Genomic DNA, 25,429 nt, shown 5'->3' with positions numbered 1-25,429 from the left:
GGTGAGCATACCGGTTGGTATGTCGAGGGGGGAGGGCTGTCGTGTTCGGTATGCCGAGGGGGGAGGGCTGTCGTGTTTCGGGTGCGGGCCGGTGGGGGCTTGTCGCGCAGTTCCCCGCGCCCCCTTCGGGACGCTCCCATCGGGACGTTCGCTGGAGACCGTCAGTCCAGGACCCGGGCCAGGTAGGCCCGTAGGAGCTCGCGGGTTTCCGTGATGATCGCCTCGTCGCCGTCCGCGGCCATCCGGAAGGACAGGTGGACCAGGGTGTCGGCCGTCTCCACCGCGACCAGGAACGTGCGGCGCAGGACCTCGTCCGGTGGGCGGCCTATGTAGCTGGAGAGCAGGTCGGTCAGGCGGTCCGCGACCCGGTGGTTCGGCTCCGCGTGGCGGTCGCCCACCGGGATCTGGTTGCCGAAGTCGACGAGCGAGAAGCCCGGGGCGGTGCGCTTCATCGCCAGGTACTCGTCGAGCACCGCGTCCATCGCCGCCCGCCAGTCGCCCTTCGGCGCGTCCTTCAGCCGCTCGGTGACCCGCTCGGTGTAACGCTCCAGGTTGCGCTGCGCGAGGGCGTCGGCCATCTGCCGCTTGTTGCCGAAGAAGCGGTACACCGAGCCGATGGGCACCCCGGCGCGCACCGCGACGGCCCGGGTGCTCAGTTCCTCGTAGCCCACCTCGTCGAGGAGGTCGGCACAGGCGTCGAGGATCCTGGTCAGCCGTTCGGCACTGCGGCGCTGGACGGGCGCTTTGCGGAGCGGGGTCGCTGGGGGCACGGCTTCATGATGCCTTTTCGCGGGGGCGGGGTGAACCTCGCCCCCCGGTACGGTGGCCGAAGGTGCGGCCGCTCATCCCGGCGGGGCGGCACCGGTGCCGGTCCCGGCGGGGGTCCCCGCCGACGGGGTCGCCGTCTCCGTGCCGGACGCCGTGACGTCCGCCGTGCTCTCGACCGGCTTGCCGTGCACCGCCCACACCGTGCCGTCGTCCGCGTAGAGCCGGGCGGTGACGTGGTGGGTGCCGTGCGGCACGAGTCCGGCCGGGAGGTGGTACGCGGAGGTCCGCAGCCGGGTCACCAGGCCGCCGTCCACGAAGAGGTAGGCGAGGCCGCGCCCGGCCACCGCCTTCGCCCCGCCGCCCGTGCCGGAGAACCGGAAGCGGTGCAGGTCGAGCCGGACGTCCCAGCCGCCGGCCGGGTCCGGGGTGACCTCCGTGTCCACCTCGGGAGCCTGCTTCTTGTCGATCTCGCGGTAGTGGCGGCCGTTCTCGTCCGTGTCGTCGAGGATCTTGCCCACCGGCGACGGCGCTCCCGTCTCCCGCTTCCCGGGCGCCTCCCCGCTCCCGCACCCCGCCGCCGCGACCAGCAGCAGCGCGCAGAGCGCGAGCCCGCCCGGCAGTCCACGCGTCCACGACATGCCCGGGAGCGTAGAACAGCGCGGCGGCGGCCGGGATCCCCCTGGAGTCGGGTTCCCGCCCTCCCCGGGGATGATCCAGGGCCCTCTTGCACCCGCACCCGCGCAATCCTACGGTGATGCACAGGAATCGACGTCCGGCGTGTTGCAGGGAGCGATCATGAGCGTTGGGGGCGCCCTGGGCGCGAGCGGATCCGGGCGTGCGGAGGCACGCAAGGCCGCCGAGGGTCTGACGTACCTCTCCGGGTTCGGCAACGAGCACTCCTCGCAGGCGGTGCCGGGTGCGCTGCCCGAGGGCCGCAACTCCCCGCAGCGCGCCCCGCTCGGCCTGTACGCGGAACAGCTCAGCGGTTCCGCCTTCACCGAGCCCCGGGCCCAGAACCGGCGCTCCTGGCTCTACCGGATCCACCCCTCGGCCGCCCACCCGGCGTTCACGCGGGCCGCCGGCAACGGGGCGGTGCGCACCGGTCCCTTCACGGACATCGCCCCCGACCCGAACCGGCTGCGCTGGGACCCGCTGCCCCGGCCGCCGGCCGGCACGGACTTCCTCGCGGGCCTGTGGACCCTGGGCGGCAACGGCGACGCGACCCAGCGCACGGGCATGGCCGTGCACCTCTACCACGCCGACACCTCGATGGAGCGGGTCTTCTCCGACGCGGACGGTGAACTGCTGATCGTCCCGGAACACGGCGGACTGCTGCTGCACACGGAGTTCGGCCTGCTGCATGTGGAGCCGGGACATGTGGCGCTGATCCCCCGTGGGGTCCGCTTCCGTGTGGCGCTGCTGGACGCCTCGGCCCGGGGCTATGTGTGCGAGAACTACGGCTCCCCGTTCCGCCTCCCCGACCTCGGCCCGATCGGCGCCAACGGCCTCGCCAACGCCCGGGACTTCCGGGCGCCCGTGGCCGCCTACGAGGACGTCGAGGGCCCGGTGGAGGTCGTCAACAAGTTCTGCGGCAACCTGTGGACCGCCACATATGACCACTCCCCACTGGATGTGGTCGCCTGGCACGGCACACATGTGCCCTACGTCTACGATCTGCGCCGTTTCAATGTGATCGGCACCATCTCCTACGACCACCCCGACCCGTCGATCTTCACGGTGCTGACGTCCCCGTCCGACACACCCGGCCTGGCGGGCGTCGACTTCGTGGTCTTCGCGCCCCGCTGGCTGGTGGGCGAGGACACCTTCCGGCCGCCGTACTTCCACCGGAACGTGATGAGCGAGTACATGGGGCTGATCGAGGGCGCCTACGACGCGAAGACCGCCGGCGAGGGGGGTTTCGTGCCGGGTGGCGGCTCGCTGCACAACATGATGTCGGCGCACGGCCCGGACCGGGAGACGTTCGACCGGGCGAGCGCCGCCGAACTGCGGCCGCAGAAGCTCGACGACGGTCTGGCCTTCATGTTCGAGACCCGCTGGCCGGTGACCCTCACCCCGCAGGCGGCGGCCGCGGACCACCTACAGCAGCGGTACGACGACGTGTGGCGGGGCCTGGAACGCCACTTCCGCCCGTTGCGCTGAGCAGGCGCCTACCGGTACGGATGTGCCCGTGACCTCCTTCGCCCCGGATTCGATCGTCCTGAACCGCAAGCTGCCGCTCTGGTACCAGGTCTCGCAGTCGCTGCGTGCCTCGATACTCGGCCGCTCGCCCCGGGACCCGCTCCGGCTGCCCACCGAGGAACGGCTCGCGGAGCACTACGGGGTGAGCGTGCTGACCATGCGACAGGCGCTGAAGGAGCTGGAGGACGAGGGACTGATCAGCCGGCACCGCCGCCGGGGCACGTTCATCGAACCGGACGTCCGGCGGGGCGCCCCGGTGCGGCTGCTCGGCTCGGTGGACGCGATCGTGGCCCAGCAGTCGGGCATGACGGCGGAACTGCTGGACCACGGCACCGTGCCCGTGGCCGGCGAACTCGTCGAGTTCTTCCCGGATCTCGCGGAGGTCGCGACGTACCACCGGCTGCGCAGCGACGAGCAGACCGGTGAGCCCACCAACCACGCCCGCAACCACGTCCGTCCCGAACTGGCCGAGCGCATCGACCCGGAGGAGCTGGCCCGCCGGCCGATGACGAAGGTGCTGCGCGACGTGGTCGGCGCGGACATCAGCCGCATCACGGACACGGTGGAGGCGCGGCTGGCCGATCCGGAGACCGCCCGGCTGCTCCAGGTCCCGCTGCTCAGCCCGATCCTGCACTACACGGGCGTCACCTACGACACCACGGGCCGGGTCCTGGACCTGGCGGTCATCCACTACCGGGGAGACCGTTTCTCCTTCACGGTCACGCTCGACGCCACCTGAAGTCGTCGTACGATGCCGGGCGTGACGCACGACGACGCTCCGCCGCTGGCGGACCTCATGCCGTGGTCCGTCGCACCACTACGGCTGGGCCGGGGGTGGCCGACGGCCCCCGATCCGGCGACCCTGAAGGCCCGCTGGGAGGCGCTCCTGCGAGCCGAGGGTCCGGACCGCGCGGCCCTGTTCGAGCCGACGCGCGCCCGGACGGTCCACTCGGCCGTGCCCCAGCTCCCCGGCCGGCCCGCCGGCACGGAGCGGCTGGAGCAGGCGTCGGGCCCGGCCGCGGATCCGGTCCGCGTCCTCGCCGCCCCGTTCGACGAACAGTGGCTGATCCCGGACCACCGTCTGATCGACGCGGCCCGACCGGAGTTGTGGCGGGTGGCGGACGGCCACCAGGTCTTCACGGTGGAGTCGGCCGAGGGCATGCCGCTGCTGGCGACGTCCCTCGTGCCCACGTTGCGCGCGGGCCGCGTGCGCCCGCTGTACCGCCGCCCCGGCGGCGAGGAACCGAACCTGGCGCCGGGCCTGCCGGCCCACCTGACCGGCCTGCTGGGCCGCGCCGTGACCCCGCTGGACCTGCTGGCCTGGACCCTGACCGCGATCCGCCCGGACCACACGGTTCCGCTCACCGCGGATCCGGACCTGTGGTCCCGGGGTGTGGAACTGGGCCACCGCGCCCTGTGGCTGCTGCGCCGGGACGGCGAACGCCCCAAGCTCCCCGGCGGCCGCCGCCCCTACGTCCGGGCCCCGCTGCCCTCCCGCCCCCTCACGATCCGCTACGACCCCGAGGAGGAGGCCCTGCACCTCGACGAGGGCCGCATCTCCCCGGTACCGCCGGAGGCCTGGGACTTCCGGACGGGCGAGACACGTGCCCTGGAGGCCTGGTTCACGGCCCGGACGGCGGAACCGGCGGAACCGGGAACGCTGGCGGCGATCACCCCCGCGGTCTGGCCCCAGTCCTGGACGTCGGAGCTGCTGGAGCTGATCACGGTCCTGGCCCTGCTGGCGGAAGTACGGGACCGGCAGGCCGAGCTGGAGATCACGTCCCGGATCACGGCGAAGGACCTGAGGGCGGCGGACGTACTCCCACCCCCGGAGACGACCCGCAGACCGGCGTCGATCCTGGACCACAGGGAAGAAGGCCCGGCGGGCCAACTGACGCTGCTGTGAACGGCCTTCCTGGGGCCCTGGGGAACCCCACGCGCCCGCGGCCTAGGACGACGCGAACCCGCCCAGGACCCTCTCCAGCACCCGCCGGAAAACAGCCTCCATGTCAATCGGCCCCGCGTCCTGCGTGAACGCCTCCGCCAGCCGCGGATAGACCCCCGAGGCGACCTGCCCCCCGAGATAGGCGAGCCGCACCGCTTGCTCCCGCTCCTCCGACCAGGGCAGGTTCCGAACCCGCTCGGCGCTGTCGATCTCGTTCCGCACATAGGTCGTCACCACACCGTTCAGCATGGCGATGAGCTCGAACTTGGTGCCGTAGGACGCGTCCATCGGATCCAGGCAGGCCAGGCAGTGCTCCAGATACCGCAGCGCGTGGGGGCTGAACCCGTACACCGGTGACATCAGCCGGGGCAGCCAGGGATGCCGGCGCATCAACTCGCGCGTCTGCCCGGCGACCCGCATCATGTCGGCCCGCCAGTCCCCCGTCGGCTCCCACAACTCGTGCTCCGCGCTGACCGCGTCAACCATCAACTCGTACAGGTCCTCCTTGCGGGGGACATAGTTGTACAGGGACATCGTCCCGCACCCCAGCCCGGCAGCCACATGGCGCATCGACACGGCGTCCAGCCCCTCCGCGTCGGCGATCCGCACGGCCTCCGCCGCGATGTCGGCGCGCGTGAACGCCGGCTTCGGCCCCCGGCCGGCCCGCTCGGGGCGCGCCCAGATCACCCCGGGTTCGGCACCTCGGACTGCCATCGATCATCACCTCGCCCACCATATTAGTTACGTACACCGTACGTAGTGCGCTATGGTTGCCGCATGACGACTACGTACGCTGTACTTAGTGAAGGTCTGGAGAAGCGCTTCGGCGAGGTCCGCGCCCTGCGCGGTCTCGACCTGGCCGTACGACAGGGCTCGGTCTGCGGACTGCTCGGGCCGAACGGCGCGGGCAAGACCACGGCCGTACGCCTGCTGACCACCCTGCTCCGGCCGGACGCGGGTTCCGCCCGCATCGCCGGGCACGACCTGGTCCGGGACGCGGCGGCCGTGCGCCGCAGCATCGCCGTCACCGGCCAGTACGCCTCGGTCGACGGCGACCTCACCGGCCGCGAGAACCTCCGCCTCTTCGCGCGGCTGCACCGGGTGCGCGGGCCGAACGACCGGGCCGCCGAGCTCCTCGACCGCTTCGGACTCACCGAGGCCGCCGACCGCAAGGCGGCCGGCTACTCGGGCGGCATGCGCCGCCGGCTCGATCTGGCGGCGAGCCTGGTCCGCCGCCCCGAGGTGCTCTTCCTCGACGAGCCCACCACCGGACTCGACCCGGCCAGCCGGAACGGCATCAGGGAGGCGGTACGCGCACTCGCGACGGACGGCACGACCGTACTGCTGACCACGCAGTACCTGGAGGAGGCGGACCGACTCGCCGACGAGATCGTGCTGCTCGACCGGGGCCGGGTGACGCGGACCGGCTCGCCGGCCGAACTCAAGGCGCTCATCGGCTGGTACGCGGAGGCGGTGGTCGCCGACCAGGACGCGCTGCCGAAGGCGGCCGCCGTGCTCGACCGGCTCACCGGCGCCGAACCGAAGCTCGACCACGAACGGCTCACGGTGGGCGCCCCCACCACCGACCCGACCCTCACCCTCCCCCGTCTCGTCCGCGAACTGGACGCGGCGGCAGTGCCGTTGCTCGACGCGAGCCTGCGGCCACCGACCCTCGACGACGTCTTCCTCCGATTCCTCCGACTGACGGGGAGCCACGCATGAGCACCTTCGCGTACGACGGCGCGGCCATGGTGGGCCGGCAGCTGCGCCGGGTCCGCAACAGCCCGGGCCTGGCGGTCCTCTCCCAGCTGATGCCGGTCAACATGCTGCTGTTCTTCGGCTACGTGTTCGGCAGCGCGCTGGCCATGCCCGGCCCGGAGTACCGCTCGTTCCTGGTCCCGGGGCTGCTGGTGGCCACCGCGGCGGGCGGTGTCATGACCGGGATGTTCCAGGCGGCCCAGGACACGCACCGGGGCGTCATGGACCGCTTCCGGACCATGCCGGTGAGCCGGGCCGCCGTACCCCTGGGACAGGCGGTGGCCGACCTGGCCGTCACGGCGGTCGGAACGGTGCCGCTGCTGCTGGTGGGGCTGGCCGTGGGCTGGCGCGTCGAGGGGTCGGCGGCGGAAGCGCTCGGCGCCGTGGGGCTGCTGCTCCTGTTCCGGTTCGCCTGCACGACCGTCGGCATCTTCCTCGGCCTGCTCACGCGCAGCGAGGAGGCGGCCGGACAGCTGGGCGCGTCCACCTTCGTGCTGCCGCTGCTGTCGAACGCCTACATCCCCACCGGGAACCTGCCGGGCTGGCTGCGCGCCCTCGCCGAGTGGAACCCGATCAGCGCGGTGACGACGGCGCTGCGCGACCTGTTCGGCGACGCGCCCGTCCCCGCGGGCGCCGCCTGGCCGGTGGCCCACCCGGTCGCGGGCTCGCTGGCCTGGAGCGCGGTGCTCATCGCCGTCTTCCTGCCGCTCGCCGTACGCCGGTACGGACACCGCTGACGGAGCCGGCCCTCGGGCGGTACTGACAGATCCGCCGGCAGCGGGACATGATCCGGCCCATGGACCGTCTTCCGCTGCCCCTGGAGGGCATCACCGTCGTCGCCGTCGAACAGGCCGTGGCCGCGCCGTTCGCCACCCGGCAGCTGGCCGACCTCGGCGCCCGGGTCATCAAGGTCGAACGGACCGACGGCGGCGACTTCGCACGCGGCTACGACACCGCGGCCCGGGGTCTCGCCTCCCACTTCGTGTGGTGCAACCGGGGCAAGGAGTCCATCGCGCTGGACCTGAAGGACCCACGGGGCCTTGAGGTGCTGCGCAGGCTGGTCTCGGACGCGGACGTCTTCGTGCAGAACCTCGCGCACGGGGCCGCCGCCCGGCTCGGGCTGGACGCGGCCACCCTGTGCGCCGCCCACCCCCGTCTGGTCGCCGTGGACATCTCGGGTTACGGCGCGTCGGGGCCGTACGCCGGCAGACGCGCGTACGACATGCTCGTGCAGTGCGAGGCGGGGCTGGTGTCGGTCACCGGGACGCCGGAGCAGCCGGTGAAGGCCGGGATCCCGGCGGCGGACATCGCGGCGGCCATGTACGCCTTCTCGGGCGTCCTCGCGGCGTTGGTGCGGCGCGGTACGACCGGACGGGGCGGGCCCGTGGAGGTGTCCATGCTGGAGGCGCTGGCCGAGTGGCTGGGGCATCCGCTGCACCACACCCTCCACGGCGGGACTCCACCGGAACGCACCGGACTGGCCCACGCGGTGATCGCGCCGTACGACGCCTATCCGACCGCGGACGGCGGGCGGGTGCTGCTGTCGGTGCAGAACGACCGGGAGTGGCGGCGGCTGGCCGAGGGGGTCCTCGGGCGGCCGGAGCTGGGGTCGGATCCGGGGTTCGCGACGAACGCGGCGCGGGTGGCGAACCGGGCGCGCACCGACGAGCTGGTGGGGAAGGCCCTCGGGGCGCTGGGCGCCGACGAGGCGCTGGCACGGCTGGAGGCCGCGGGCATCGCGTGCGCGCGGCTGCGCGACCTGTCCGAGCTGGCGGAGCATCCGCAACTGGCGGCCCGGGAGCGGTGGCGGGAAGTGGGGTCGCCGGTCGGGCCGCTGCGCGCGCTGCTGCCGCCCATCACACTGCCTGGCGGGGACGAGGCACGGATGGGAGACGTGCCCGCGCTCGGACAGCACACCGAAGCGCTGCTGCGTGCCGTGGGGATGACGGACGCCGAGTCAGCAGCGCTGCGCCGGGACGGTGTGGTCGCCTGAGCGCGGGGCTCGCGGTCAGTGCTTGCTGCCGCCGAACAGCGAACGGCGCAGCCTGCGCAGTGGCGCGAAGAGGGAGACACGGCTGACCCGTGCGACCCGGTCGCTGCGCTGTGCGGGCGCACGTGCGGTCAGCTCACGCATCAGTGAGGTCGCCTCGACCGCCTGCTGCTGCGGTATGGCGGGTCCCGCCAGTACCGACAGATGGCGGTCGAGACGCGAACTGGTCGCGCTGCTTCCGCAGGTGATCGCAGGAACCCTCGCCCTGCTGCGTGTTATCTGTTCCATGTCACTCCCCACCCGTACGAGTCCACCCGGCCCGGGCAGGGTAACCCTATCGCCCCGACGGGGCACTCGTGTATCGCGGTCACAGGATTCACCTTCCCCGCAAGGGTGTTGACGACCCCTCTTTGATCACTCTCCGAATCCAACCGATTTCAGGGCGAGTTGGACAACCGGCTGGCTGGTGGGCTGCGCTGATCCACCGGCAGGCTCGACGGTCACGGCGAGTGACGTCGCGGATTTGACCAGACCCGTGGCGACCAGGGGCGTGTCGGCCTCGAAGAGCCCGAGGGAGCGCGGTTGCGCGCGGGGGCGCATCAGCCAGAGCTGGTGCACGCGTCCCTTCGGCAGCGCGCCGTATCCGCTCAGCGTGACGACCACCTGCCCCTCCGAAGCGGACGCCACCGCTCCGATACTTCGGCCCTGGGCGTCCTCGGCGCCGACCGCGCGGGCATCCGGGGCGGCCAGAACGTGGGCGATCTCACGCGACTGGGCACGCTCCGCGTCGAGTTGGTTCCGTGTCCGGTCGGCCTGCACCGCGAACAGCGAGGCGACGACCAGCGCGGCGGCCGCGGTGGCGGTGGCGAACGGCACGAACAGGGGCCGTGGCCGACGGCGCTGCGGCGGCGGCTGCACGCCCCAGACGTGCGGCGGCAGATTGGGGACGCGCTCACGGCCCGGGGCCGGCTCCTGCGGGGTGGCGCGCACGGCGGCCAGCACCCGGTCGCGCATCGCGACGGGCGGCGGGGCGGCCGTGGACCAGGCGAGCCGTACGGCGTCCTCGGTCAGTGCCCGCACCTCCTCGGCGCACCGGCCGCAGTCCTTGAGGTGCTTCTCGAAGCGGCGCCGCTCGCCGGGCTCCAGGGCGTCCAGGGCGTAGGGCGCGGCCAGGGAGTGCAGGTCCTCGCGGTGCAGCAGGCGGCCCATCAGGCTCATGCGACACCTCCGAGGCAGTCGCGCAGCCGGCTGAGCCCGTCGCGCATCCGGGTCTTGACAGTGCCCAGCGGCAGCTTGAGGCGCTCGGCGACCTCACGGTACGTGTAGCCGTCGTAGTAGGCGAGAGTGACGGACTGGCGTTGCAGGGCGGTGAGCCGGTCCAGGCAGCGCCGTACCCATTCGCGCTCCAGGCCGGCCTCCACCGTCTCGGCGACCTGGTCGAAGGCGGGTTCGCCCGCGCGCAGCGCCTCGCGCTGTTCGCGTTCACCGGCCGCGCGGGCGCTGCGCACCCGGTCCACGGCACGGCGGTGGGCGAGGGTGAGGATCCAGGAGAGGGCGCTGCCCCGGCCGGGGTCGAACTTGGGAGCGGAGCGCCAGAGTTCGAGGAGCACCTCCTGGGCCACCTCCTCCGACTGGGCGGGATCGCGGACCACACGCCGTACCAGCCCGAACACCGGGCCGGAGACCAGGCCGTAGAGATCCTCGAACGCCCTCTGGTCGCCACCCGCGACGAGCACCAGCAGTTGGTCCGCCTGCACCCCGTCCCCCCTTCTGTGGCCGCACCCGGCCCGCCCTCCCGTACCACGCATTCGCAACTGGACGCACCTCCGGCAGAAGTACGTAAGCGGGAGGCAAAAACGCGGGTCGAGCAGGAAGAAAAGATTTTTTTCTTCCGACCAATCCGAACGGCCCTTCTGGTCCGTATACCCGTCCGTCAAGCAAGTTGGGACCGAGGGACGGACGGCATGACACCTCTAATCTCCAGGAGCGGTGCGGGGCGCAAGGGCCTCGTCACCCTCATCTGTGGGGCACTGGCCACCGGCGGGATCACAGCCGCCAGCGTCGCCGCGCTGGAACCGGGGGTGGCCGCAGCCTCCTCCCACCGGGAAGCTCCCCTCATCTCGGGGACCCCGCAGTACGACAACACGGACCTGTACGCGTTCGTCAGCCCGGACAAGCCCGACACCACCACGATCGTGTCGGACTACATCCCGTTCGAGGAGCCCGCGGGCGGCCCGAACTTCTACCAGTTCGCGGACGACGCCCAGTACGACATCCACATCGACAACAACGGTGACGCGAAGGACGACCTGATCTTCCGTTACACGTTCAAGACCCAGATCAAGAACAAGAAGACGTTCCTCTACAACACCGGCGTGGTCGACAACCTGACCGACCCGGACCTGAACGTCACGCAGTCGTACAACCTCGACCTGATCAAGCTCAAGAACGGCAAGCAGCAGTACACGTCGAGGATCGCCAGCGACATCCCGGCCGCCCCGTCGAACGTCGGCAAGGCGTCGATGCCGGACTACGCGAAGCTGCGCTCCCAGGCCATCTACAAGACCACCAACGGCGGCGCGACCTTCGCCGGCCAGGCCGACGACCCGTTCTTCGCCGACCTGCGCGTCTTCGACCTGCTGTACGGCGGCAACCTCTCCGAGGTCGGCAACGACACCCTCAAGGGCTACAACGTCAACACGATCGCCCTCCAGGTGCCGAACGACCTGATCCGGCAGTCGAAGAGCCGCCCGACCGTCGGCATCTACGCGACGACCCAGCGCAAGAACGCGCAGGGCTACTACTCGCAGGTCTCGCGCCTCGGCAACCCGCTGGTCAACGAGGTCGTCAACCCGCAGAAGGACAAGGACAAGTTCAACGCGTCCCAGCCCAAGGACGACGCACAGTTCCTGAAGAACGTCACCAACCCGGAGCTGCCCAAGCTCATCGAGGCGATCTACCACATCAAGGCGCCGAAGGAACCCCGCGACGACCTCGTCAGCGTGTTCCTCACGGGCGTCAAGGGCCTCAACACACTTCAGCCGTACGCGACCCCGTCGGAGATGCTCCGGCTGAACACGTCCATCAAGCCGACGGCCAAGCCCAAGCGGCTCGGTGTCCTGGACGGCGACAACGCGGGCTTCCCGAACGGCCGCCGGCTCACCGACGACGTGATCGACGAGGCGCTCCAGGTGGTCGAGGGCGAACTGGTCGGTTCCAAGAACGACCTGGGCGACGCGGTCGACAAGAACGACAAGAGCTTCGAGAAGTACTTCCCGTACGTGGCCGAGCCGACCTCCGGTTCGCGCGGTCCGCTCGCCAAGGGCACGGGCAGCGGAAGCACCACGAAGAGCGCGCTGGGTGACACCCTGTCCGGCTCCGGCGGCACCGACACGACGCTGATCGCGGGATCGGCGGCCGCGGGTGCGGCGGGCGTGCTGCTGATCGGCACCGCGTTCGGCTGGTGGCGGCGCCGGATGCAGCGGCCCTACTAGACACCGCTTCCCCACCTGAAGACTGGCGCGGCCCGCTCCCCACCGAATCCCCCACGGCAGCGGGCCGCGCCGCCCCATGCGACAGCCACTAGGAGAGGGCATGGCCCCGGGTACGAACGACAAGCAGCCCGCCGAGACGAAGGACGCGCCGGACCGCAACGACGACGAGCGTGTCACCGCCCTGCGCCGGTTCGCCGCCGCGGGGCGGAACTGGCGGCGGGCCCGGCTCGTGGGCTCCGCCGCGCTGCTGGCCGTCGCGCTGACCGGCGGCGCCATCGCCTTCGGGGCGGCCCGGGACAGCGGTACGACGCCGGTCGCCGCGTCGAGTGCCGTGTCACCGGCGATGCTCGCGAGCGGGAGCCTCGACGCGAGCATCGCCTCCCTCCAGGCCCATCTCCGCACCCAGCCCAAGGACTCCGACAGCTGGGCCACGCTCGGCCTCGCCTATGTCGAGCAGGCGCGCACCAAGGGCGACCCGTCCCGCTACCCGCAGGCCGACAAGGCCCTGAAGCGCGCCCTGACGATCACCCCGGGCAACGACCAGGCGCTGGCCGGGCAGGCCGCGCTGGCCGCCGCCCGGCACCAGTTCGCCGACGCGCTCACCTACGCGGACCGGGCCCTGAAGCAGAACCCGTACAACGCGGGCGCCCTGTCCTCCCGGATCGACGCCCTGGTCGAACTAGGCCGGTACGCCGACGCGGCAAAGGCGGCCGACCTCGCCGACCAGCGCAAGCCGGGCGTACCGGTGTTCACCCGCTACGCGTACGTGCGGGAGCTGCGGGGTGACGTGAAGACCGCACGGCAGGTGCTGCAACAGGCGCTGTCCACGGCCACCTCGAAGGGCGACATCGCGTACGTGGCCGCGCAGCTCGGCCTGCTGGCCTGGAACCAGGGCGACTACCAGAGCGCGCTCGACTACTACGCCCGCGCCCTGACCGCCGACGAGAACTACCTCCCCGCGCTGGAGGGCCGGGCCCGCGCCCAGGCGGCGAGCGGCGACCGCGCCGACGCCATCAAGGGCATGGAACTGGTCGTCTCCCGCTATCCGCTGCCCCAGCCCCTGGTGGAGCTCGGCGAGTTGTACGAGGACCGGGGCGCCAAGGGCGACAAGGCGAAGGCCGAGGACCAGTACGCCCTCGTCGAGGCCTGGATCGCGCTCGCCCGCGCCAACGGCGTCAACGCCGACCTGGACACCGCGCTCGCCGCGGCCGACCACGGCGACAAGGCCGAGGCGCTGAAGGCCGCGCGCGCCGAGTGGGCCCGCCGGCACACCGTGCACACGGCGGACGCGCTGGCCTGGGCCCTGCACGTCAACGGCCGCGACAAGGAGGCGCTGCCGTACGCGCGGCAGGCCACCGCCACCGGCTACCGCAACGCCTCCTTCAGCTACCACCTGGGCATGATCGAGCTGGCCAACGGCGAGAAGGCGGCCGGCCGCGCCTCCCTCACCAAGGCCCTCGCACTCAACCCCGGCTTCTCACCGCTGGGCGCCCGGGCCGCCCGCAAGGCGCTGGAGGACTCGAAGTGACCCTCCGCCGTCGCGCCGCGGCCCTCTTCGTCGTCGTCTGCGGCCTCACCCTCCTCCCGGCCACGGCCGCGCAGGCGCATCCGCTCGGCAACTTCACCGTCAACAAGTACGACGGTCTGGTCGCCGCCCCCGGTCAGCTCCGCGTCGACCACTTCGAGGACCTCGCCGAGATCCCGGCGACCCAGGCCAAGCCGGACCTGAAGCGGCTGGGCGCCGCCGAGTGGGCCGAGCGGCGCTGTACGGCGGCGGCGGACGGCAGCAAGCTCACCGTCGACGGCAGGGCGACCCCCCTGGCCGTCACCGCGAGCCACGCCCAGCTGCGCCCCGGCCAGGCCGGCCTGAACACCCTGCGCGTCTCGTGCCGGTTCACCGCGCCCCTCGCCGCGGGCGCCACCGTCACCCTCGGCTTCCACAGCGCGGGCACCGACTCCGGCCCCGGCTGGCGGGAGATCACGGCACGCGGCGACCGGATGACGCTGACGAGGACGGACGTGCCGAAGACGTCCCTCTCCCACGAACTCACCAGGTACCCCAAGGACCTGCTGTCCTCCCCCGCCGACATCACGACCGCCGCGGTCCGGGTCCGTCCGGGCGGCCCGGCGCTGGCCGCGGAACGGCAGGACGCGCCGGGCGCCGCCGTCCTGCCCCGCGGTGTGGACCGCTGGACCCAGGCCCTCACCGACCTGGTCGCCCGCAACCACCTCACGGTCGGCTTCGCCACGCTCGCGCTGTTCATCGCGATCGCCCTGGGGGCGATGCACGCCCTCGCGCCGGGCCACGGCAAGACCCTGATGGCGGCGACGGCGGCGGCCCGCGGCGGCCGCGCCCGCCTCCGTGACGTCCTCCCGCTGGCCGCTTCGGTCACGATCACCCACACCCTGGGCGTGGTCGCCCTGGGCATCCTGGTCACCGCGGGCTCGGCGGCCACCCCCTCGGTGATCGCCTGGCTGGGCATCGCCAGCGGCGTCATGGTCCTGGCCGCGGGCACGAACCTGACCCGAAGGGCGTGGCGCAACCGGACCCACGAGCAGGCCCGGCACCACGAGCACACCCACGAGGACGCCGGACAGCGCCAGTTGGCCCTGGCCGGAACGGCACACGCGCACGCCGACATCCACCCCCACGCCGACGCACACCCCCACGCCGACATCCACCCGCACGCCGACATCCACCCGCACGCCGACGCACAGTCCCACGACCACGGACGCGAGCACGACCACGAGCACGAGCACGACCACGGTCACGGTCACGAGCACGACCATCACCACGGCCACAGTCACGGCCACGACCACACGGGTGGGCACACGCACCACCACGCCGCCGGACACACGCACACGCACGGCGGGCACACCCACACCCACGAGACGGCCCCCACGATCCGCGGCACCATCCTGCTCGGCTTCGCCGGCGGCCTGGTGCCCAGCCCCTCCGCCGTCGTCGTGCTGGTCGGTGCCGCGGCTCTCGGCCAGGCCTGGTTCGGCCTGCTCCTCGTCGTCGCCTACGGCGTCGGACTCGCGCTGACCCTGACCGCCGCCGGGTTCGCCGTCGTCAAGCTGGGTACGGGAATGACTCGGGTGCTGGACCAACGCCCGCGCTGGACCGCCCACCCCATGGCCACCCTGGTCCGCAGGACCACCCCGCTCGCCTCGGCGCTCGTGGTGGTGGCCCTGGGCGTCGGACTGGTCCTCAAGGGCGCCGCTTCCGCACTGCTCTGAGTTACTTTTGTGATGAGTTCGCACGAGCTGCCGTGGGGGGGCACCCGTGACCGATGAGCCCGGCCGAGAGCGAGTGATCGCCGGCCGCTACCGACTGCTGTCGCCGCTCGGCGAGGGCGGTATGGGCACCGTGTGGCGGGCCCGGGACGAGGTGCTGGGCCGTGAGGTCGCCGTGAAGGAGGTACGGGCGCCGGCCGGGCTGCCCGGATCCGACGTCGAGCGCATGTACGCCCGCCTGGAACGCGAGGCCTGGGCCGCCGCCCGCATCGCCAACCGCAACGTGGTGACGGTGTACGACGTGGCGATGGAGGGCGGACGGCCCTGGGTGGTCATGGAGTTGGTCCGCGGGGTGTCCCTCGCCGACGAGCTGGAGGCGGAGGGCCCGATGTCCCCGCAGCGGGCCGCGGACATCGGCGCCGAGGTGCTGTCCGCGCTGCGGGCCGCGCATGCCGCCGGAGTGCTGCACCGGGACGTGAAGCCGGCCAACGTGCTGCTGTCCGAGGACGGCCGGGCGGTGCTCACCGACTTCGGCATCGCCACCGTCGAGGGCAGCTCGGCGCTGACCATGACCGGCGAGGTGATCGGCTCGCCCGAGTACCTGGCCCCGGAGCGGGCGCTGGGGCGCGGGTTCGGCCCGGAGTCCGACCTGTGGTCGCTCGGCGTGCTGCTGTACACGGCGGTCGAGGGTGCCTCGCCGTTCCGGCAGGACACCCCGCTGAGCACGCTGCGGGCCGTGGTGGACGAGGAGTTGCCGCCGCCCTACCGCGCCGGGCCGCTCGCCCCGGTCATCGAGGGACTGCTCCGCAAGGACCCCGCCGCCCGGCTCTCCGCCGAACAGGCCGAGCGGGACCTGCGGCTGGTCGCGGCCGGGGGCGCCCCGGCGGGGAGCGCCACCCCCCACACGGCCGCCACCATTCCGATCCCGGTGCGGTACGACGCCCCGACCCGGGTCGACCGCCTGCCGCGACCGGGCTCCCAAACACCTCCGTCGCCCCTCCCGGCGGACACCCCGCCGCCCACCGCCGAGCGCGGCGGCAACCGCAGTGCCGGCACGGTCCTGCTCGTCGGACTGGTGCTCGTCGTCCTCGCGCTGGGCGGCCTCGTCTACGCCCTGCTCGACAAGAACGACGGGGACGGCGGCGACGCGGGCGCCAGTCAGTCGGCGAGCAGCCTCAGCTCCCCCGCCCCGAGCCACAGCAGCGGCACGAAGTCCGCTTCGCCGTCGGCGTCCGCGAGCAGCAGCTCCGCCGCGCAGAGCGTGCGGGTCGCCGTGGCCGGGTCCCGTACCGACTACTCGGGGACGTGTCCGCCGCCGACCGCGCAGGCGCCGTCGTTCACGGCGACGTTCACGGTGGGGAGCGTGCCCGCGCAGGTGCAGTACCGGTGGGTGCTGGAGAAGGGGTCGCTGGACGACCAGGGTTGGAAGACGCTGTCGTTCCCGGACGGCGGCGGGAGGACCCGGCAGACCAGGGTGACCGTGACGACCTGGTCCGACAGCGGGACGCTGAACGACGCGATCTCCGTCGAGGTGCGCAGCCCGGTGCGGACCACGTCCGACCCGGTGCCGTTCTCCGTCACGTGCACCAAGGCGACGGAGACCCCGACCGACGGGGCCTCCGCCTCGCCGTCGCCCTCGGACTCGTGACGGGTGGCGCGGACCTGCCGGGGACTCAGGCGTTGCTGGTCAGGACCGGCAGGTAGCCGCCGGACTGGCCGGCCGCGGTGGGGTGGTACGACTCGGTGATGTCCAGCCAGTTGACGCTGTGCAGCCAGGAGCTGCCGGAGCAGATCTCGTGGCCGGAGAAGGTGGCACGGACGTCGCCGTAGGTGAAGCCGTGGTCGGCGGCGCGCTTGGCGATCGCGGTGTCGATGTAGTCGGCGGCGTTGTTGATGGCGGAGCGCTTGGTCGCGGAGAGGCCGAGGCAGGTGGTGCCCAGCTTGTAGAAGCGGGGGTAGCCGAGGACGACGACCTTGGCGTTGGGGGCCTTGGCCCTGATCGCGTCGTACACGGCGTCGAGTTTGCCGGGGAGGGTGGAGTCGACGTACGCCTGGGCGGTGCTGATCCGGGACAGGCAGGTGCTGTCCGAGCTGGTCACACAGGTCGTCATGACATCGGCGAAGCCCGCGTCGTTGCCGCCGATGGTGACGGAGACCAGGGCAGTCGAGGAGCTGAGCGTGCCGAGCTGGCCGGAGAGCACGTCGTCGGTGGTGGCACCGGAGCAGGCGAGGAACGAGAACGAGGACGGGCTGTGGGCGGCGTTCCACAGGTAGGGGTAGGCGTTGGTGCTGCGGTCGCAGCTGCCGCTCGAACTGATGTAGCTGCCGGCGCCGACGCCGGAGGAGTACGAGTCGCCGAGCGCCACGTAGCCCCCGGTGGCGGCCTGCGCCTGTGTCGCGGTCGCCCCGGTGAGGGCGAGCCCGGAGGCGAGGAGGAGTGAAGTCACGTATGCCGTAATTCGGGAACGTCTCATGGAACCTCCCTTTAGCAGGATCTCTGCCACAACTTTCGTAGCAACTACGCGTGTTGACGGGAAGTGTCCATGCCAAAACTTTCCGGGGCCCCAATCAGCCCTGAACGGACCGATCCTGTACGTTCCCGGGCATTTGAGTACGTGCTCATGACAGGCGCGCGGCAGGTCGTCGACTCTTCGCCGACCACGACACCCAGGCCACCGCCACCGCCATCCGTGTCGCTACCGATCGTCAGTACGCAAAGGAATCGGGCGACTTGCTCCCCGGAGACAACAGCCGTCTCCGGGGATCGGTCATATCCGGAGGCCCGCTTGACGCCCCCGGCGGGCTGCGCCACATTGAAGTCCGGCATCCGGCGCCTTGGGGGGCAAAGTCGGCCATGCAGACCATACGGCTCAAGCCATCGCCAACAGCGGAGGAACGGGCGCGGCCAGGACCGGGGAGGGACCTGGGACCCGTGCTCGCGGGAGCCGCGACGGCCGTCGGAGCGACCGGTGCGCTGCTCGCGCTGACCGAATCCGGCTCATCGTCGCGTGCGCCGCTCGTCCTGCTGTTCCTGCTCGCCGCGCCGGCCGCGGCGGTCGCCCTGGCACTGCGCGGACTCGATCCGTTCGCCCGGGTCCTGACCGCGCTCGCGGGTGCCGTCGCCCTGGACATGCTGGTCGCCCAGGGCATGCTCGCCACCCATCGCTGGTCGTGGCGCGGCGGGATCGTCGCCGTCACCGCGATCAGCCTTCTCCTGCTTCTGCTGGTACGGCTGCGACCGGTGGAGCGAATTCTCAAACGGGCGAGGAAAATCCGTTCGAGTAAATGAGAATGCCTGGCCAAAGCTGCGCAACGGCCAATCCAAGAAAAACGCGAGACCGGCCTGCGGGTCTTGCCATATCGGCTTAATCATCAATATCGTCGTACATCTCACTCGCATCGGATCATCAGCCAGCGGTTCCAGGGGAGGGCTCGAAAACCGCGGTGTTCCGGGGCGGGGCGCGGTAGGGGGGTGCCGTGCTCGGTGAACGCACACGCAACAGCTGTGAGCGCTGTCGTTTCCGAGTCGTGCCGCGCGACCGGCTGCCGTTCTTCGGCAGACCGGCCAGCTTTTCCAGCTGACCTGCGGATACGGAGATCCGTTTTCCGTGCCGCGGGTGAGAACCCCCCTTTCGAACCGGACACGGAAGCGGGCTGCCCAGGGGCGGGCGGTCCACCGGACGAGAGGGACAAGACTCATGAGTTCCGTTCTGCGGCAGCCGGCTTCGGGCCAGGACCCGTTAATGGCTGCCGAATACCGACCGATCTCCTCCCACCTGGCGATCACACCGCCGGTGAGCGTGGTGATCCCCGCCATGAACGAGGCGGAGAATCTCCCCTACGTCTTCAAGACCCTTCCCGACTGGATACACGAAGTGGTGCTTGTCGACGGCAATTCCAGCGACGGCACCGTGGCAGTGGCACGGGAGTCGTGGCCCGGTGTGAAAGTCGTCGAACAGCGTGGCAAGGGCAAGGGGGACGCCCTGATCACCGGGTTCGAAGCGTGCACCGGCGACATCATCGTCATGGTGGACGCGGACGGCTCGGCCGACGGCCACGAGATCGTGTCGTACGTCTCCGCCCTGGTCTCGGGCGCCGACTTCGCCAAGGGCTCCCGCTTCGCCAACGGCGGCGGCACGGACGACATGACCTTCATCCGCAAGCTCGGCAACTGGGCGCTGTGCACGGTCGTCAACCGCAAGTTCGGCGCCCGCTACACCGATCTGTGCTACGGGTACAACGCGTTCTGGCGGCACTGCCTCGACAAGATCGACCTCGACTGCACCGGCTTCGAGATCGAGACCCTGATCAACATCCGGGTCGTCAAGGCCGGCCTGAGGGTGCAGGAGATCCCCAGCTACGAGTACCTCCGCATCCACGGCACCAGTAACCTGCGCGCCGTACGCGACGGGCTCCGGGTGCTCAAGGTGATCCTCGGGGAGCGCTCCAACCGGCGTGCCCTGCGCCGGCAGGTACGGCACTCCCCGCTGCTCGGCCAGGGCCGGGGAGAGTCGTCTTGAGCGATCCCGACATCTCCGTCGTGATCTGCGTGTACACCGAGGACCGCTGGGAGGACATCCTCGCGGCGGTCTCCTCGGTGCGCGCCCAGTCGTATCCGGCGCTGGAGACCCTGCTGGTCGTCGACCACAACCCGGCGCTCCTGGAACGGCTCACGAAGGAGTACAAGGAGTACAAGGAGGCCAGGGGGGTGCGGGTGCTCGCCAACGCGGGTCCCCGCGGCCTGTCCGCCGGCCGCAACACGGGCATCGCCGCCTCCTACGGCGAGGTGATCGCCTTCCTCGACGACGACGCGGTGGCCGAGCGGGACTGGCTGCGCCGCTTCGCCGAGGGGTACGCCGACCCGCGGGTGATGGCGGTCGGCGGCCGGACCGTGCCGCTCTGGGCCTCGGGCCGCCGGCCCGACTGGTTCCCGGAGGAGTTCGACTGGGTGGTCGGCTGTACGTACCGGGGCCTGCCCGCCGGGCGGGTCCGGGTCCGCAACGTCCTCGGGGGAAACGCTTCTTTCCGGCGTACCGCCTTCGACGCGGCGGGCGGCTTCGCCACCGGCATCGGCCGGGACGGCGACCGGCGCCCGCTGGGCGGCGAGGAGACCGAGCTGTGCATCCGGCTCACCCGGGCCCGGCCGGACGCCGTGCTGCTCATCGACGACCGCGCGGTGATCCACCACCGGGTGCCCGAAGCGCGTGAGCACTTCGGCTACTTCCGTACCCGCGCCTACGCCGAAGGGCTCTCCAAGGCCCTGGTCGCCCGGAGCGTGGGCGCCGGCAAGGGACTGGAGTCCGAACGCCGGTACACCACACGGGTGCTGCCCGCCGGGGTCGCTCGTGGCCTGCGGGACGCACTGCTGGCCAGGCCGGGCGGCGCGGGCCGGGCGGGCGCGATCGTCACCGGGGTGCTGACGGCGGCCGGCGGCTACCTGGTGGGGAGCGTACGGGCGCGGCGGGGCGGGGCGGCCTTCTCCGTCACCGAGATCGAGAGGAGATCCGATGGCTGAGGCATCCGTGCCCATCCTCATGTACCACTCGGTCGCGACCGCGCCGAACGACGCCACCCGCGCGCTGTCGGTGGCGCCCGAGGCGTTCGCCGAGCAGCTGGCGCTCATCGGCGACCTGGGACTGACTCCGGTCACCACGGCCGATCTGGCGGCGGGTTGGCGCTCAGGGAGTCCCCTCCCGCACCGCCCGGTCCTGATCACCTTCGACGACGGCTACGAGGGCGTGCACCGCCACGCCCTGCCCGTCCTCGCCAAGCACGGTTTCGCGGCCACCCTGTTCGTCTCGACGGGCTGGATCCGGGGCGCGTACGACACCGGAGGCGGTCTGGACGCCATGCTCGACTGGGACCAGGTGCGCGAACTGGCCGACGGGGGCTGCGAGATCGGCGGGCACAGTCACACCCACCCGCAGCTCGACCAGCTCGACGACGACCGGCTCCGCGAGGAACTGGTCCGTTGCCGGGAGATCGTGACCGACGAAATGGGCGCCCGGCCGGCCTCGTTCGCCTACCCGTACGGCTACTCCAGCCGCCGGGTGCGGACGGCCGTCCGGGCGGCCGGGTTCGCCCAGGCGCTCGCCGTCGGGAACGGACTCGCCCGCCGCCGTCAGGGTCCGTTCGCGCTGCACCGCGTCACCGTGCGCCGCAGCACGGACGCCGAGGAGTTCACCCGGCTGCTCGAAGGCCGGGGGATCGTCCGCAACTTCGCCAAGGACCGTGCCCTCACCAAGGGGTACGCCGTTCTCCGCAGAGCCCGCCAGGTCCGCCGGAAGGCCAGCCGTTCCCGTGTCTGACACGACGACCACAACCGAGGCCGCGACCACCGGGACGGCGGCGCCCGAGCAGTCGGGACGCCGCCTCCGCCTGCCCGGAAGGGGCGGCTCGCCCGGCGGCGGCCCCCTCTTCCGGAACGCCTACGCGCTGATGCTGAACACCGGCATCTCCGCCGTCCTCGGCCTCGGCTTCTGGCTGGCCGCGGCCCGCTACTACTCCGAGTCCGCGGTCGGCCAGGGTTCCGCCGCGATCGCCGCCATGAAGCTCCTCGCGGGCCTCACCGCGGTCACCCTGACCGGTGCGCTGGCCCGCTTCATCCCGGTCGCCGGACGCGGGACCGGCATCTTCATCTTCCGTACGTACGCGGGTAGTTCACTGATCGTCGCACTGGCGGCCGGCGTCTTCCTGATGACCCTCGGGGTGTGGGGTCCTTCGTACCGCTTCCTGCACGGACCGCTGCCCGGGGCCGGGTTCGTGGTGGCCGTCGTCGCCTGGAACCTGCTCACCCTCCAGGACGGGGTGCTGACCGGGCTGCGCAGCGCACCCTGGGTGCCGGTGGGCAACACCGTGTTCTCGGCGGTCAAACTGGCGCTGCTGGTCACCTTCGCGGCGGCCGTCCCGGTGGCCGGAGTCTTCGTCTCCTGGGTCGCCGCGATCGCCACCTCGTTCGTGCCGCTGGGCTGGCTGGTGTTCCGGCGGCTGGTGCCCCGGCATGTCAAGGCCACCGAGGACCACGCGAAACCGCCCACGCCGAAGGAGGTCGGCAGGTTCCTGGCCGGCGACTACACCGGCTCGCTGTTCTCCCTCGCCGTGGTCTACCTGGTCCCGGTGATCATCGCCTCGCAGGTCAGCTCCGAGGACAACGCGTACTTCTACATCACCACCACCATCGGCGGCACCACCAACCTGCTCGCCATCAACATGGGCGCGTCACTCACCGTCGAGGGCTCGCACGACCCGGCCCGGCTGGCCGCCAACACCCGGGCCGCGCTGCGGCGGATGGCCCGGATCATGATCCCGATCTGCGCGGTGCTGTTCTTCGGGGCGCCCTGGATCCTCGGCGTGTTCGGGCCGGGCTACGCGGACACGGCCACCCCGCTGCTGCGCTGGTTCGCGGTCGGGGCGCTGCTCCGGGTCGTCATGGAGACCTACTTCGCCGTGCTGCGCGCACAGAGCCGGACCGCCGGACTCGCCTGGCTCCAGGGCCTGTTGTGCGTCCTGGTGCTCGGTCTGACCCTGCTGCTCCTGCCACGGATGGGGCTGACCGGCGCGGGCGTGGCCGAGATCTCCAGTCTCGCGGTGATCGTGGCCGTCGCGGCGCCCCGGCTGTGGCGGACGCTCCGGGCGGCCCCGGGCGAGATCCCGGACGGCACGGCACCGGACGGCGACCTCGCCGACCTGGGGGCGCGCGAGGTGCCGTCGTCCGTGTCCCGCAGGCGGGGTCCGGCGTGGGCGCTGGACAGCGACACCCTGGCCCTCGGCATCCACGTCGACTTCGACCACGTGGAACGCCGGCCGGACGTACGGCCGGGGCCGGGGACCCCGCCCACGGGTACGCCGGTCGTACCAGCGGACGACCGGCCGACGCGGGCGCTGTGGTCACCGCGGAGTCCCGGGTCCCCCGTGGCGGGGCGTGAACCGGGTGCGGAGGCCTCGCGCGGGCCCGCCGAGGTCTCGCTGCTGACGGAGGCGGCGGCTCCGGAGGAACCCGCCCGGTCGCTGCGGGAGCGGCTGACGCCCACCCGTCCGGGAGTGGTCCTCGGCTGTCTGCTGGTCGCCGCCCTGCTGCTGTACTGGGTGCCGGCCGCCCGGCTCGACGACGCCGACCTGGACCGGATGGGCGGCCTGGGGCTGGTCTCGGTACTGCCGGTGCCGACACTGGCCGGGGCGGCCCTGCTGGTCACGGTGTTCGCCGCGCTGCTGTGGCTGCGCCGGGAGCACAAGGCGCTGCTCCTTGTCACCCTGCTGGCGACGGTCGTGTCGCTGCACGCGCTGCCCGCGGTGATCGAGACGGAGCCGCGGTTCCCGACCGCCTGGCAGCACCTCGGGTTCATCGACTACGTCGACCGCACCGGGTCGGCCGTACCGGACCTGGACGCCCGCTGGAGCTGGCCCGGGTTCTTCGCGGCGGCGGCCTTCGTCGGCCGGGCCTGCGGGGTCACGGACTTCACCGAGGTCATCCGCTGGTGGCCGACGTTCATCCAACTGGCCTACCTGGCCCCGATGTTCCTGCTCGTGCGGTCGATGCGGGCGAGCTGGCGGGCGAAGTGGACCGGCATCTGGGTCTTCGTGCTGTGCGGCTGGGTCGGCCAGGACTACTTCTCCCCGCAGGGCTTCACCTACCTCCTGTACCTGGTGTTCGTGGCGATCCTGCTCGTCTGGTTCCGTGCCCCGCACGTCATCTGGACGAGGTTCCGGCCCGGCGAGGCCGAGGTCGAGCCGGCCGACCGGCGGCAGCGGGCCGTGCTGCTCATGGTGCTGGTCGGTCTGTACGCGGCGACGGTCCCGGCGCACCAGCTCACCCCGTTCGTGATGCTGGGCGTGCTCGCGGTCCTGGTGCTGGTCGGCAGGTCCGAACTGCGCGGTCTGCCGCTGCTGTTCGGGGTGGTCGCGGCGGTCTGGCTGGGCTTCATGGCCGAGCCGTACTGGTCCGGTCACTTCGACGAGCTGTTCGGCGGGGTCGGGGGGGTCGGCAGCAATGTGTCGACATCGGTCTCCGGTCGTATCCAGGGCGGCAGTTCGACCCACAAGCTGGTGCTGTACGTCCGGGTCCTGCTGGCCGGGAGCACGCTGGCGTTCGCCGTCTGGGGCTGGTGGCGGCGCCGCTTCCACCGGTACCGCGAGCGCTCCCTGCCGGTGCTGGCCTTCGTGCCGTTCCTCGGCTTCGGGATGCAGTCCTACGGCGGCGAGATGGCGCTGCGGGTCTTCATGTTCGCCCTGCCGGGCGCGGCCCTGCTCGCCGGTCTCGCCCTGTTCCCGCGCACCGGGGCCACGGCGAAGGAGCGGGAGCGGGACCGGGTCGGCCTGGCGCCGGTGGCCGCGCTCGTGGCCGGGCTGCTGCTCATGGGCGGCTTCCTGGTGGCCCGCTGGGGCAACGAGTCGTTCGAACGGGTGCGGCCCGGCGAGGTCGCCGCCATGGACTACGTCTACGCCCACGACAGACCGACGGTACGGCTGCTGTGGCTGAGCAACGACACCGTCGACGACGTGACCCCGGCGATCCCGTGGGGCGCGAAGGACATGGAGCGGGTCGACTACGTGCCGACGCTCGCGCCGACCGACCCGGTGCTGGTGTCGGGCCTGGTCAAGGGGCTCAGGGACGCCGGTCCGAACTCGTACCTGATGGTCAACAGCAGTCAGGTCACCTACCTCCGGATGGACGCCGGCTACTCGGCGACCTGGCAGAGCCGGCTGATCCGGAACCTGGACGGCCGGCGGGATCTGAAGAAGGTCCTGGTCAACGACGACGTGACCATGTACGCGTTGCGCACCCCACCGGCGGGGGCGGTCGAAAAGCCGGATCCGGGGCCGATCGGGCCGCGGATCACCTGGACGCCGTGGTCGGTGGTCGGCGGTCTCGCGGCCGCCGTGCTGATCCTGCTGCTGACGGCGCGCGAGGCGGTCCGGGTGGCGGTGCGGCCCGGGGTGCGCCAACTGCGGCTGCTCCAGGCCGGCTTCTGGTTCTCGATGCCGTTGCTCGCGGTGCTGCTGGCTTCGCTGGCACAGCGGTTCCTGACGCTCAAGTGA

The 25,429-nt window shown here is 71.9% G+C and carries 22 protein-coding genes; 15 read left to right on the top strand and 7 right to left on the bottom strand.

Translation table 11 applies throughout. From position 1 onward, the window contains the following. Positions 1–161 precede the first annotated feature (161 nt). The gene (locus AAW13_RS17505) at positions 162–770 is read right to left on the bottom strand and encodes a TetR/AcrR family transcriptional regulator (protein WP_046733512.1); all 609 of its coding nucleotides are present in this window, start codon (positions 768–770) and stop codon (positions 162–164) included. A gap of 72 nt (positions 771–842) precedes the next feature. Continuing rightward, positions 843–1,406, bottom strand: a complete 564-nt coding sequence (locus tag AAW13_RS17500) for a hypothetical protein (RefSeq protein ID WP_046733513.1) — start codon at positions 1,404–1,406, stop codon at positions 843–845. A gap of 157 nt (positions 1,407–1,563) precedes the next feature. Between AAW13_RS17500 and hmgA the strand changes: the two genes are divergently transcribed. The 3 genes from hmgA to AAW13_RS17485 are packed head-to-tail and all read left to right on the top strand — an operon-like array spanning position 1,564 to position 4,873. Beyond that, on the top strand, positions 1,564–2,928 hold the full coding sequence (gene hmgA, locus AAW13_RS17495) for a homogentisate 1,2-dioxygenase (protein WP_046733514.1): 1,365 nt from the start codon (positions 1,564–1,566) through the stop codon (positions 2,926–2,928). A gap of 28 nt (positions 2,929–2,956) precedes the next feature. Further along, on the top strand, positions 2,957–3,706 hold the full coding sequence (locus AAW13_RS17490) for a GntR family transcriptional regulator (RefSeq protein WP_046733515.1): 750 nt from the start codon (positions 2,957–2,959) through the stop codon (positions 3,704–3,706). A 12-nt stretch (positions 3,707–3,718) separates the two neighbouring features. Beyond that, a complete protein-coding gene (locus tag AAW13_RS17485; protein ID WP_046733516.1) occupies positions 3,719–4,873 on the top strand; it encodes a type ISP restriction/modification enzyme in 1,155 nt (384 codons plus the stop codon). Positions 4,874–4,915: 42 nt separating this feature from the next. Here AAW13_RS17485 and AAW13_RS17480 read toward each other — a convergent pair whose 3' ends face one another. Then, positions 4,916–5,626 carry a TetR/AcrR family transcriptional regulator gene (locus tag AAW13_RS17480; protein WP_046733517.1) on the bottom strand — a complete coding sequence of 237 codons (711 nt, stop codon included), beginning with the start codon at positions 5,624–5,626 and terminating at the stop codon, positions 4,916–4,918. Positions 5,627–5,689: 63 nt separating this feature from the next. On the opposite strand from AAW13_RS17480, the gene AAW13_RS17475 reads away from it, so the two are divergent. Genes AAW13_RS17475 through AAW13_RS17465 form a run of 3 tightly spaced genes read left to right on the top strand, consistent with a single transcriptional unit; the run spans position 5,690 to position 8,663 of the window. Then, a complete protein-coding gene (locus tag AAW13_RS17475; RefSeq protein ID WP_046733518.1) occupies positions 5,690–6,634 on the top strand; it encodes an ATP-binding cassette domain-containing protein in 945 nt (314 codons plus the stop codon). After that, positions 6,631–7,407, top strand: coding sequence for an ABC transporter permease (locus AAW13_RS17470; RefSeq protein WP_046733519.1), 777 nt, complete (start codon positions 6,631–6,633; stop codon positions 7,405–7,407). Before AAW13_RS17475 ends, AAW13_RS17470 begins: the two co-directional genes overlap by 4 nt. 59 nt (positions 7,408–7,466) lie before the next feature. Further along, a complete protein-coding gene (locus AAW13_RS17465; RefSeq protein ID WP_046733520.1) occupies positions 7,467–8,663 on the top strand; it encodes a CaiB/BaiF CoA transferase family protein in 1,197 nt (398 codons plus the stop codon). Positions 8,664–8,678: 15 nt separating this feature from the next. On the opposite strand, the gene AAW13_RS17460 is transcribed toward AAW13_RS17465, so the two are convergent. From AAW13_RS17460 to AAW13_RS17450, 3 genes are all read right to left on the bottom strand, one after another. After that, the gene (locus AAW13_RS17460) at positions 8,679–8,948 is read right to left on the bottom strand and encodes a hypothetical protein (RefSeq protein ID WP_071659579.1); all 270 of its coding nucleotides are present in this window, start codon (positions 8,946–8,948) and stop codon (positions 8,679–8,681) included. Between the two features lie 126 nt (positions 8,949–9,074). Further along, entirely contained in the window at positions 9,075–9,878 is an 804-nt protein-coding gene (locus tag AAW13_RS17455) for an anti-sigma factor (RefSeq protein WP_046728962.1), read from the bottom strand. After that, positions 9,875–10,417, bottom strand: coding sequence for a sigma-70 family RNA polymerase sigma factor (locus AAW13_RS17450; protein WP_046728963.1), 543 nt, complete (start codon positions 10,415–10,417; stop codon positions 9,875–9,877). The genes AAW13_RS17455 and AAW13_RS17450 overlap by 4 nt, the downstream gene beginning before the upstream one ends. 207 nt (positions 10,418–10,624) lie before the next feature. Between AAW13_RS17450 and AAW13_RS17445 the strand changes: the two genes are divergently transcribed. The 4 genes from AAW13_RS17445 (at position 10,625) to AAW13_RS17430 (ending at position 17,042) form a co-directional block, all read left to right on the top strand. Further along, entirely contained in the window at positions 10,625–12,154 is a 1,530-nt protein-coding gene (locus AAW13_RS17445; RefSeq protein ID WP_046728964.1) for a DUF4331 domain-containing protein, read from the top strand. 76 nt (positions 12,155–12,230) lie between these two features. Next, the gene (locus tag AAW13_RS17440) at positions 12,231–13,682 is read left to right on the top strand and encodes a tetratricopeptide repeat protein (protein ID WP_079178849.1); all 1,452 of its coding nucleotides are present in this window, start codon (positions 12,231–12,233) and stop codon (positions 13,680–13,682) included. Further along, entirely contained in the window at positions 13,679–15,397 is a 1,719-nt protein-coding gene (locus tag AAW13_RS17435) for a sulfite exporter TauE/SafE family protein (RefSeq protein ID WP_046728966.1), read from the top strand. The genes AAW13_RS17440 and AAW13_RS17435 overlap by 4 nt, the downstream gene beginning before the upstream one ends. Before the next feature lie 46 nt (positions 15,398–15,443). Beyond that, positions 15,444–17,042: a serine/threonine-protein kinase gene (locus AAW13_RS17430; RefSeq protein ID WP_046728967.1), complete on the top strand. Its 1,599-nt coding sequence runs from the start codon at positions 15,444–15,446 to the stop codon at positions 17,040–17,042. 25 nt (positions 17,043–17,067) lie between these two features. Here AAW13_RS17430 and AAW13_RS17425 read toward each other — a convergent pair whose 3' ends face one another. Next, a complete protein-coding gene (locus tag AAW13_RS17425) occupies positions 17,068–17,868 on the bottom strand; it encodes an SGNH/GDSL hydrolase family protein (protein ID WP_046728968.1) in 801 nt (266 codons plus the stop codon). Positions 17,869–18,326: 458 nt separating this feature from the next. On the opposite strand from AAW13_RS17425, the gene AAW13_RS17420 reads away from it, so the two are divergent. The 5 genes from AAW13_RS17420 to AAW13_RS17400 all read left to right on the top strand — a co-directional run bounded on the left by AAW13_RS17420 (position 18,327) and on the right by AAW13_RS17400 (position 25,429). Further along, positions 18,327–18,683, top strand: a complete 357-nt coding sequence (locus AAW13_RS17420; protein WP_079178848.1) for a hypothetical protein — start codon at positions 18,327–18,329, stop codon at positions 18,681–18,683. A gap of 409 nt (positions 18,684–19,092) precedes the next feature. Then, a complete protein-coding gene (locus tag AAW13_RS17415; RefSeq protein ID WP_046728970.1) occupies positions 19,093–19,914 on the top strand; it encodes a glycosyltransferase family 2 protein in 822 nt (273 codons plus the stop codon). Beyond that, positions 19,911–20,909, top strand: a complete 999-nt coding sequence (locus AAW13_RS17410) for a glycosyltransferase family 2 protein (RefSeq protein ID WP_046728971.1) — start codon at positions 19,911–19,913, stop codon at positions 20,907–20,909. The genes AAW13_RS17415 and AAW13_RS17410 overlap by 4 nt, the downstream gene beginning before the upstream one ends. Beyond that, positions 20,902–21,702 carry a polysaccharide deacetylase family protein gene (locus tag AAW13_RS17405; RefSeq protein WP_046728972.1) on the top strand — a complete coding sequence of 267 codons (801 nt, stop codon included), beginning with the start codon at positions 20,902–20,904 and terminating at the stop codon, positions 21,700–21,702. The genes AAW13_RS17410 and AAW13_RS17405 overlap by 8 nt, the downstream gene beginning before the upstream one ends. Next, entirely contained in the window at positions 21,695–25,429 is a 3,735-nt protein-coding gene (locus AAW13_RS17400) for a lipopolysaccharide biosynthesis protein (RefSeq protein WP_046728973.1), read from the top strand. Before AAW13_RS17405 ends, AAW13_RS17400 begins: the two co-directional genes overlap by 8 nt.

The organism is Streptomyces humi (assembly GCF_001005085.2).
In the GTDB taxonomy this organism is placed as follows: domain Bacteria; phylum Actinomycetota; class Actinomycetes; order Streptomycetales; family Streptomycetaceae; genus Streptomyces; species Streptomyces humi.
Note: the sequence above shows the minus strand (reverse complement) of the source record. Positions and strands in the feature narration are given on the sequence as shown.

What these genes read in the sequence shown, in the direction of transcription:
- hmgA (WP_046733514.1), top strand. Translation starts at nt 1,564, where the DNA reads ATGAGCGTTGGGGGCGCCCTGGGCGCGAGCGGATCCGGGCGTGCGGAG.
- AAW13_RS17455 (WP_046728962.1), bottom strand. Translation starts at nt 9,878, where the DNA reads ATGAGCCTGATGGGCCGCCTGCTGCACCGCGAGGACCTGCACTCCCTG.
- AAW13_RS17470 (WP_046733519.1), top strand. Translation starts at nt 6,631, where the DNA reads ATGAGCACCTTCGCGTACGACGGCGCGGCCATGGTGGGCCGGCAGCTG.
- AAW13_RS17465 (WP_046733520.1), top strand. Translation starts at nt 7,467, where the DNA reads ATGGACCGTCTTCCGCTGCCCCTGGAGGGCATCACCGTCGTCGCCGTC.
- AAW13_RS17500 (WP_046733513.1), bottom strand. Translation starts at nt 1,406, where the DNA reads ATGTCGTGGACGCGTGGACTGCCGGGCGGGCTCGCGCTCTGCGCGCTG.
- AAW13_RS17405 (WP_046728972.1), top strand. Translation starts at nt 20,902, where the DNA reads ATGGCTGAGGCATCCGTGCCCATCCTCATGTACCACTCGGTCGCGACC.
- AAW13_RS17480 (WP_046733517.1), bottom strand. Translation starts at nt 5,626, where the DNA reads ATGGCAGTCCGAGGTGCCGAACCCGGGGTGATCTGGGCGCGCCCCGAG.
- AAW13_RS17475 (WP_046733518.1), top strand. Translation starts at nt 5,690, where the DNA reads ATGACGACTACGTACGCTGTACTTAGTGAAGGTCTGGAGAAGCGCTTC.
- AAW13_RS17425 (WP_046728968.1), bottom strand. Translation starts at nt 17,868, where the DNA reads ATGAGACGTTCCCGAATTACGGCATACGTGACTTCACTCCTCCTCGCC.
- AAW13_RS17460 (WP_071659579.1), bottom strand. Translation starts at nt 8,948, where the DNA reads ATGGAACAGATAACACGCAGCAGGGCGAGGGTTCCTGCGATCACCTGC.
- AAW13_RS17485 (WP_046733516.1), top strand. Translation starts at nt 3,719, where the DNA reads ATGCCGGGCGTGACGCACGACGACGCTCCGCCGCTGGCGGACCTCATG.
- AAW13_RS17445 (WP_046728964.1), top strand. Translation starts at nt 10,625, where the DNA reads ATGACACCTCTAATCTCCAGGAGCGGTGCGGGGCGCAAGGGCCTCGTC.
- AAW13_RS17440 (WP_079178849.1), top strand. Translation starts at nt 12,231, where the DNA reads ATGCGACAGCCACTAGGAGAGGGCATGGCCCCGGGTACGAACGACAAG.
- AAW13_RS17415 (WP_046728970.1), top strand. Translation starts at nt 19,093, where the DNA reads ATGAGTTCCGTTCTGCGGCAGCCGGCTTCGGGCCAGGACCCGTTAATG.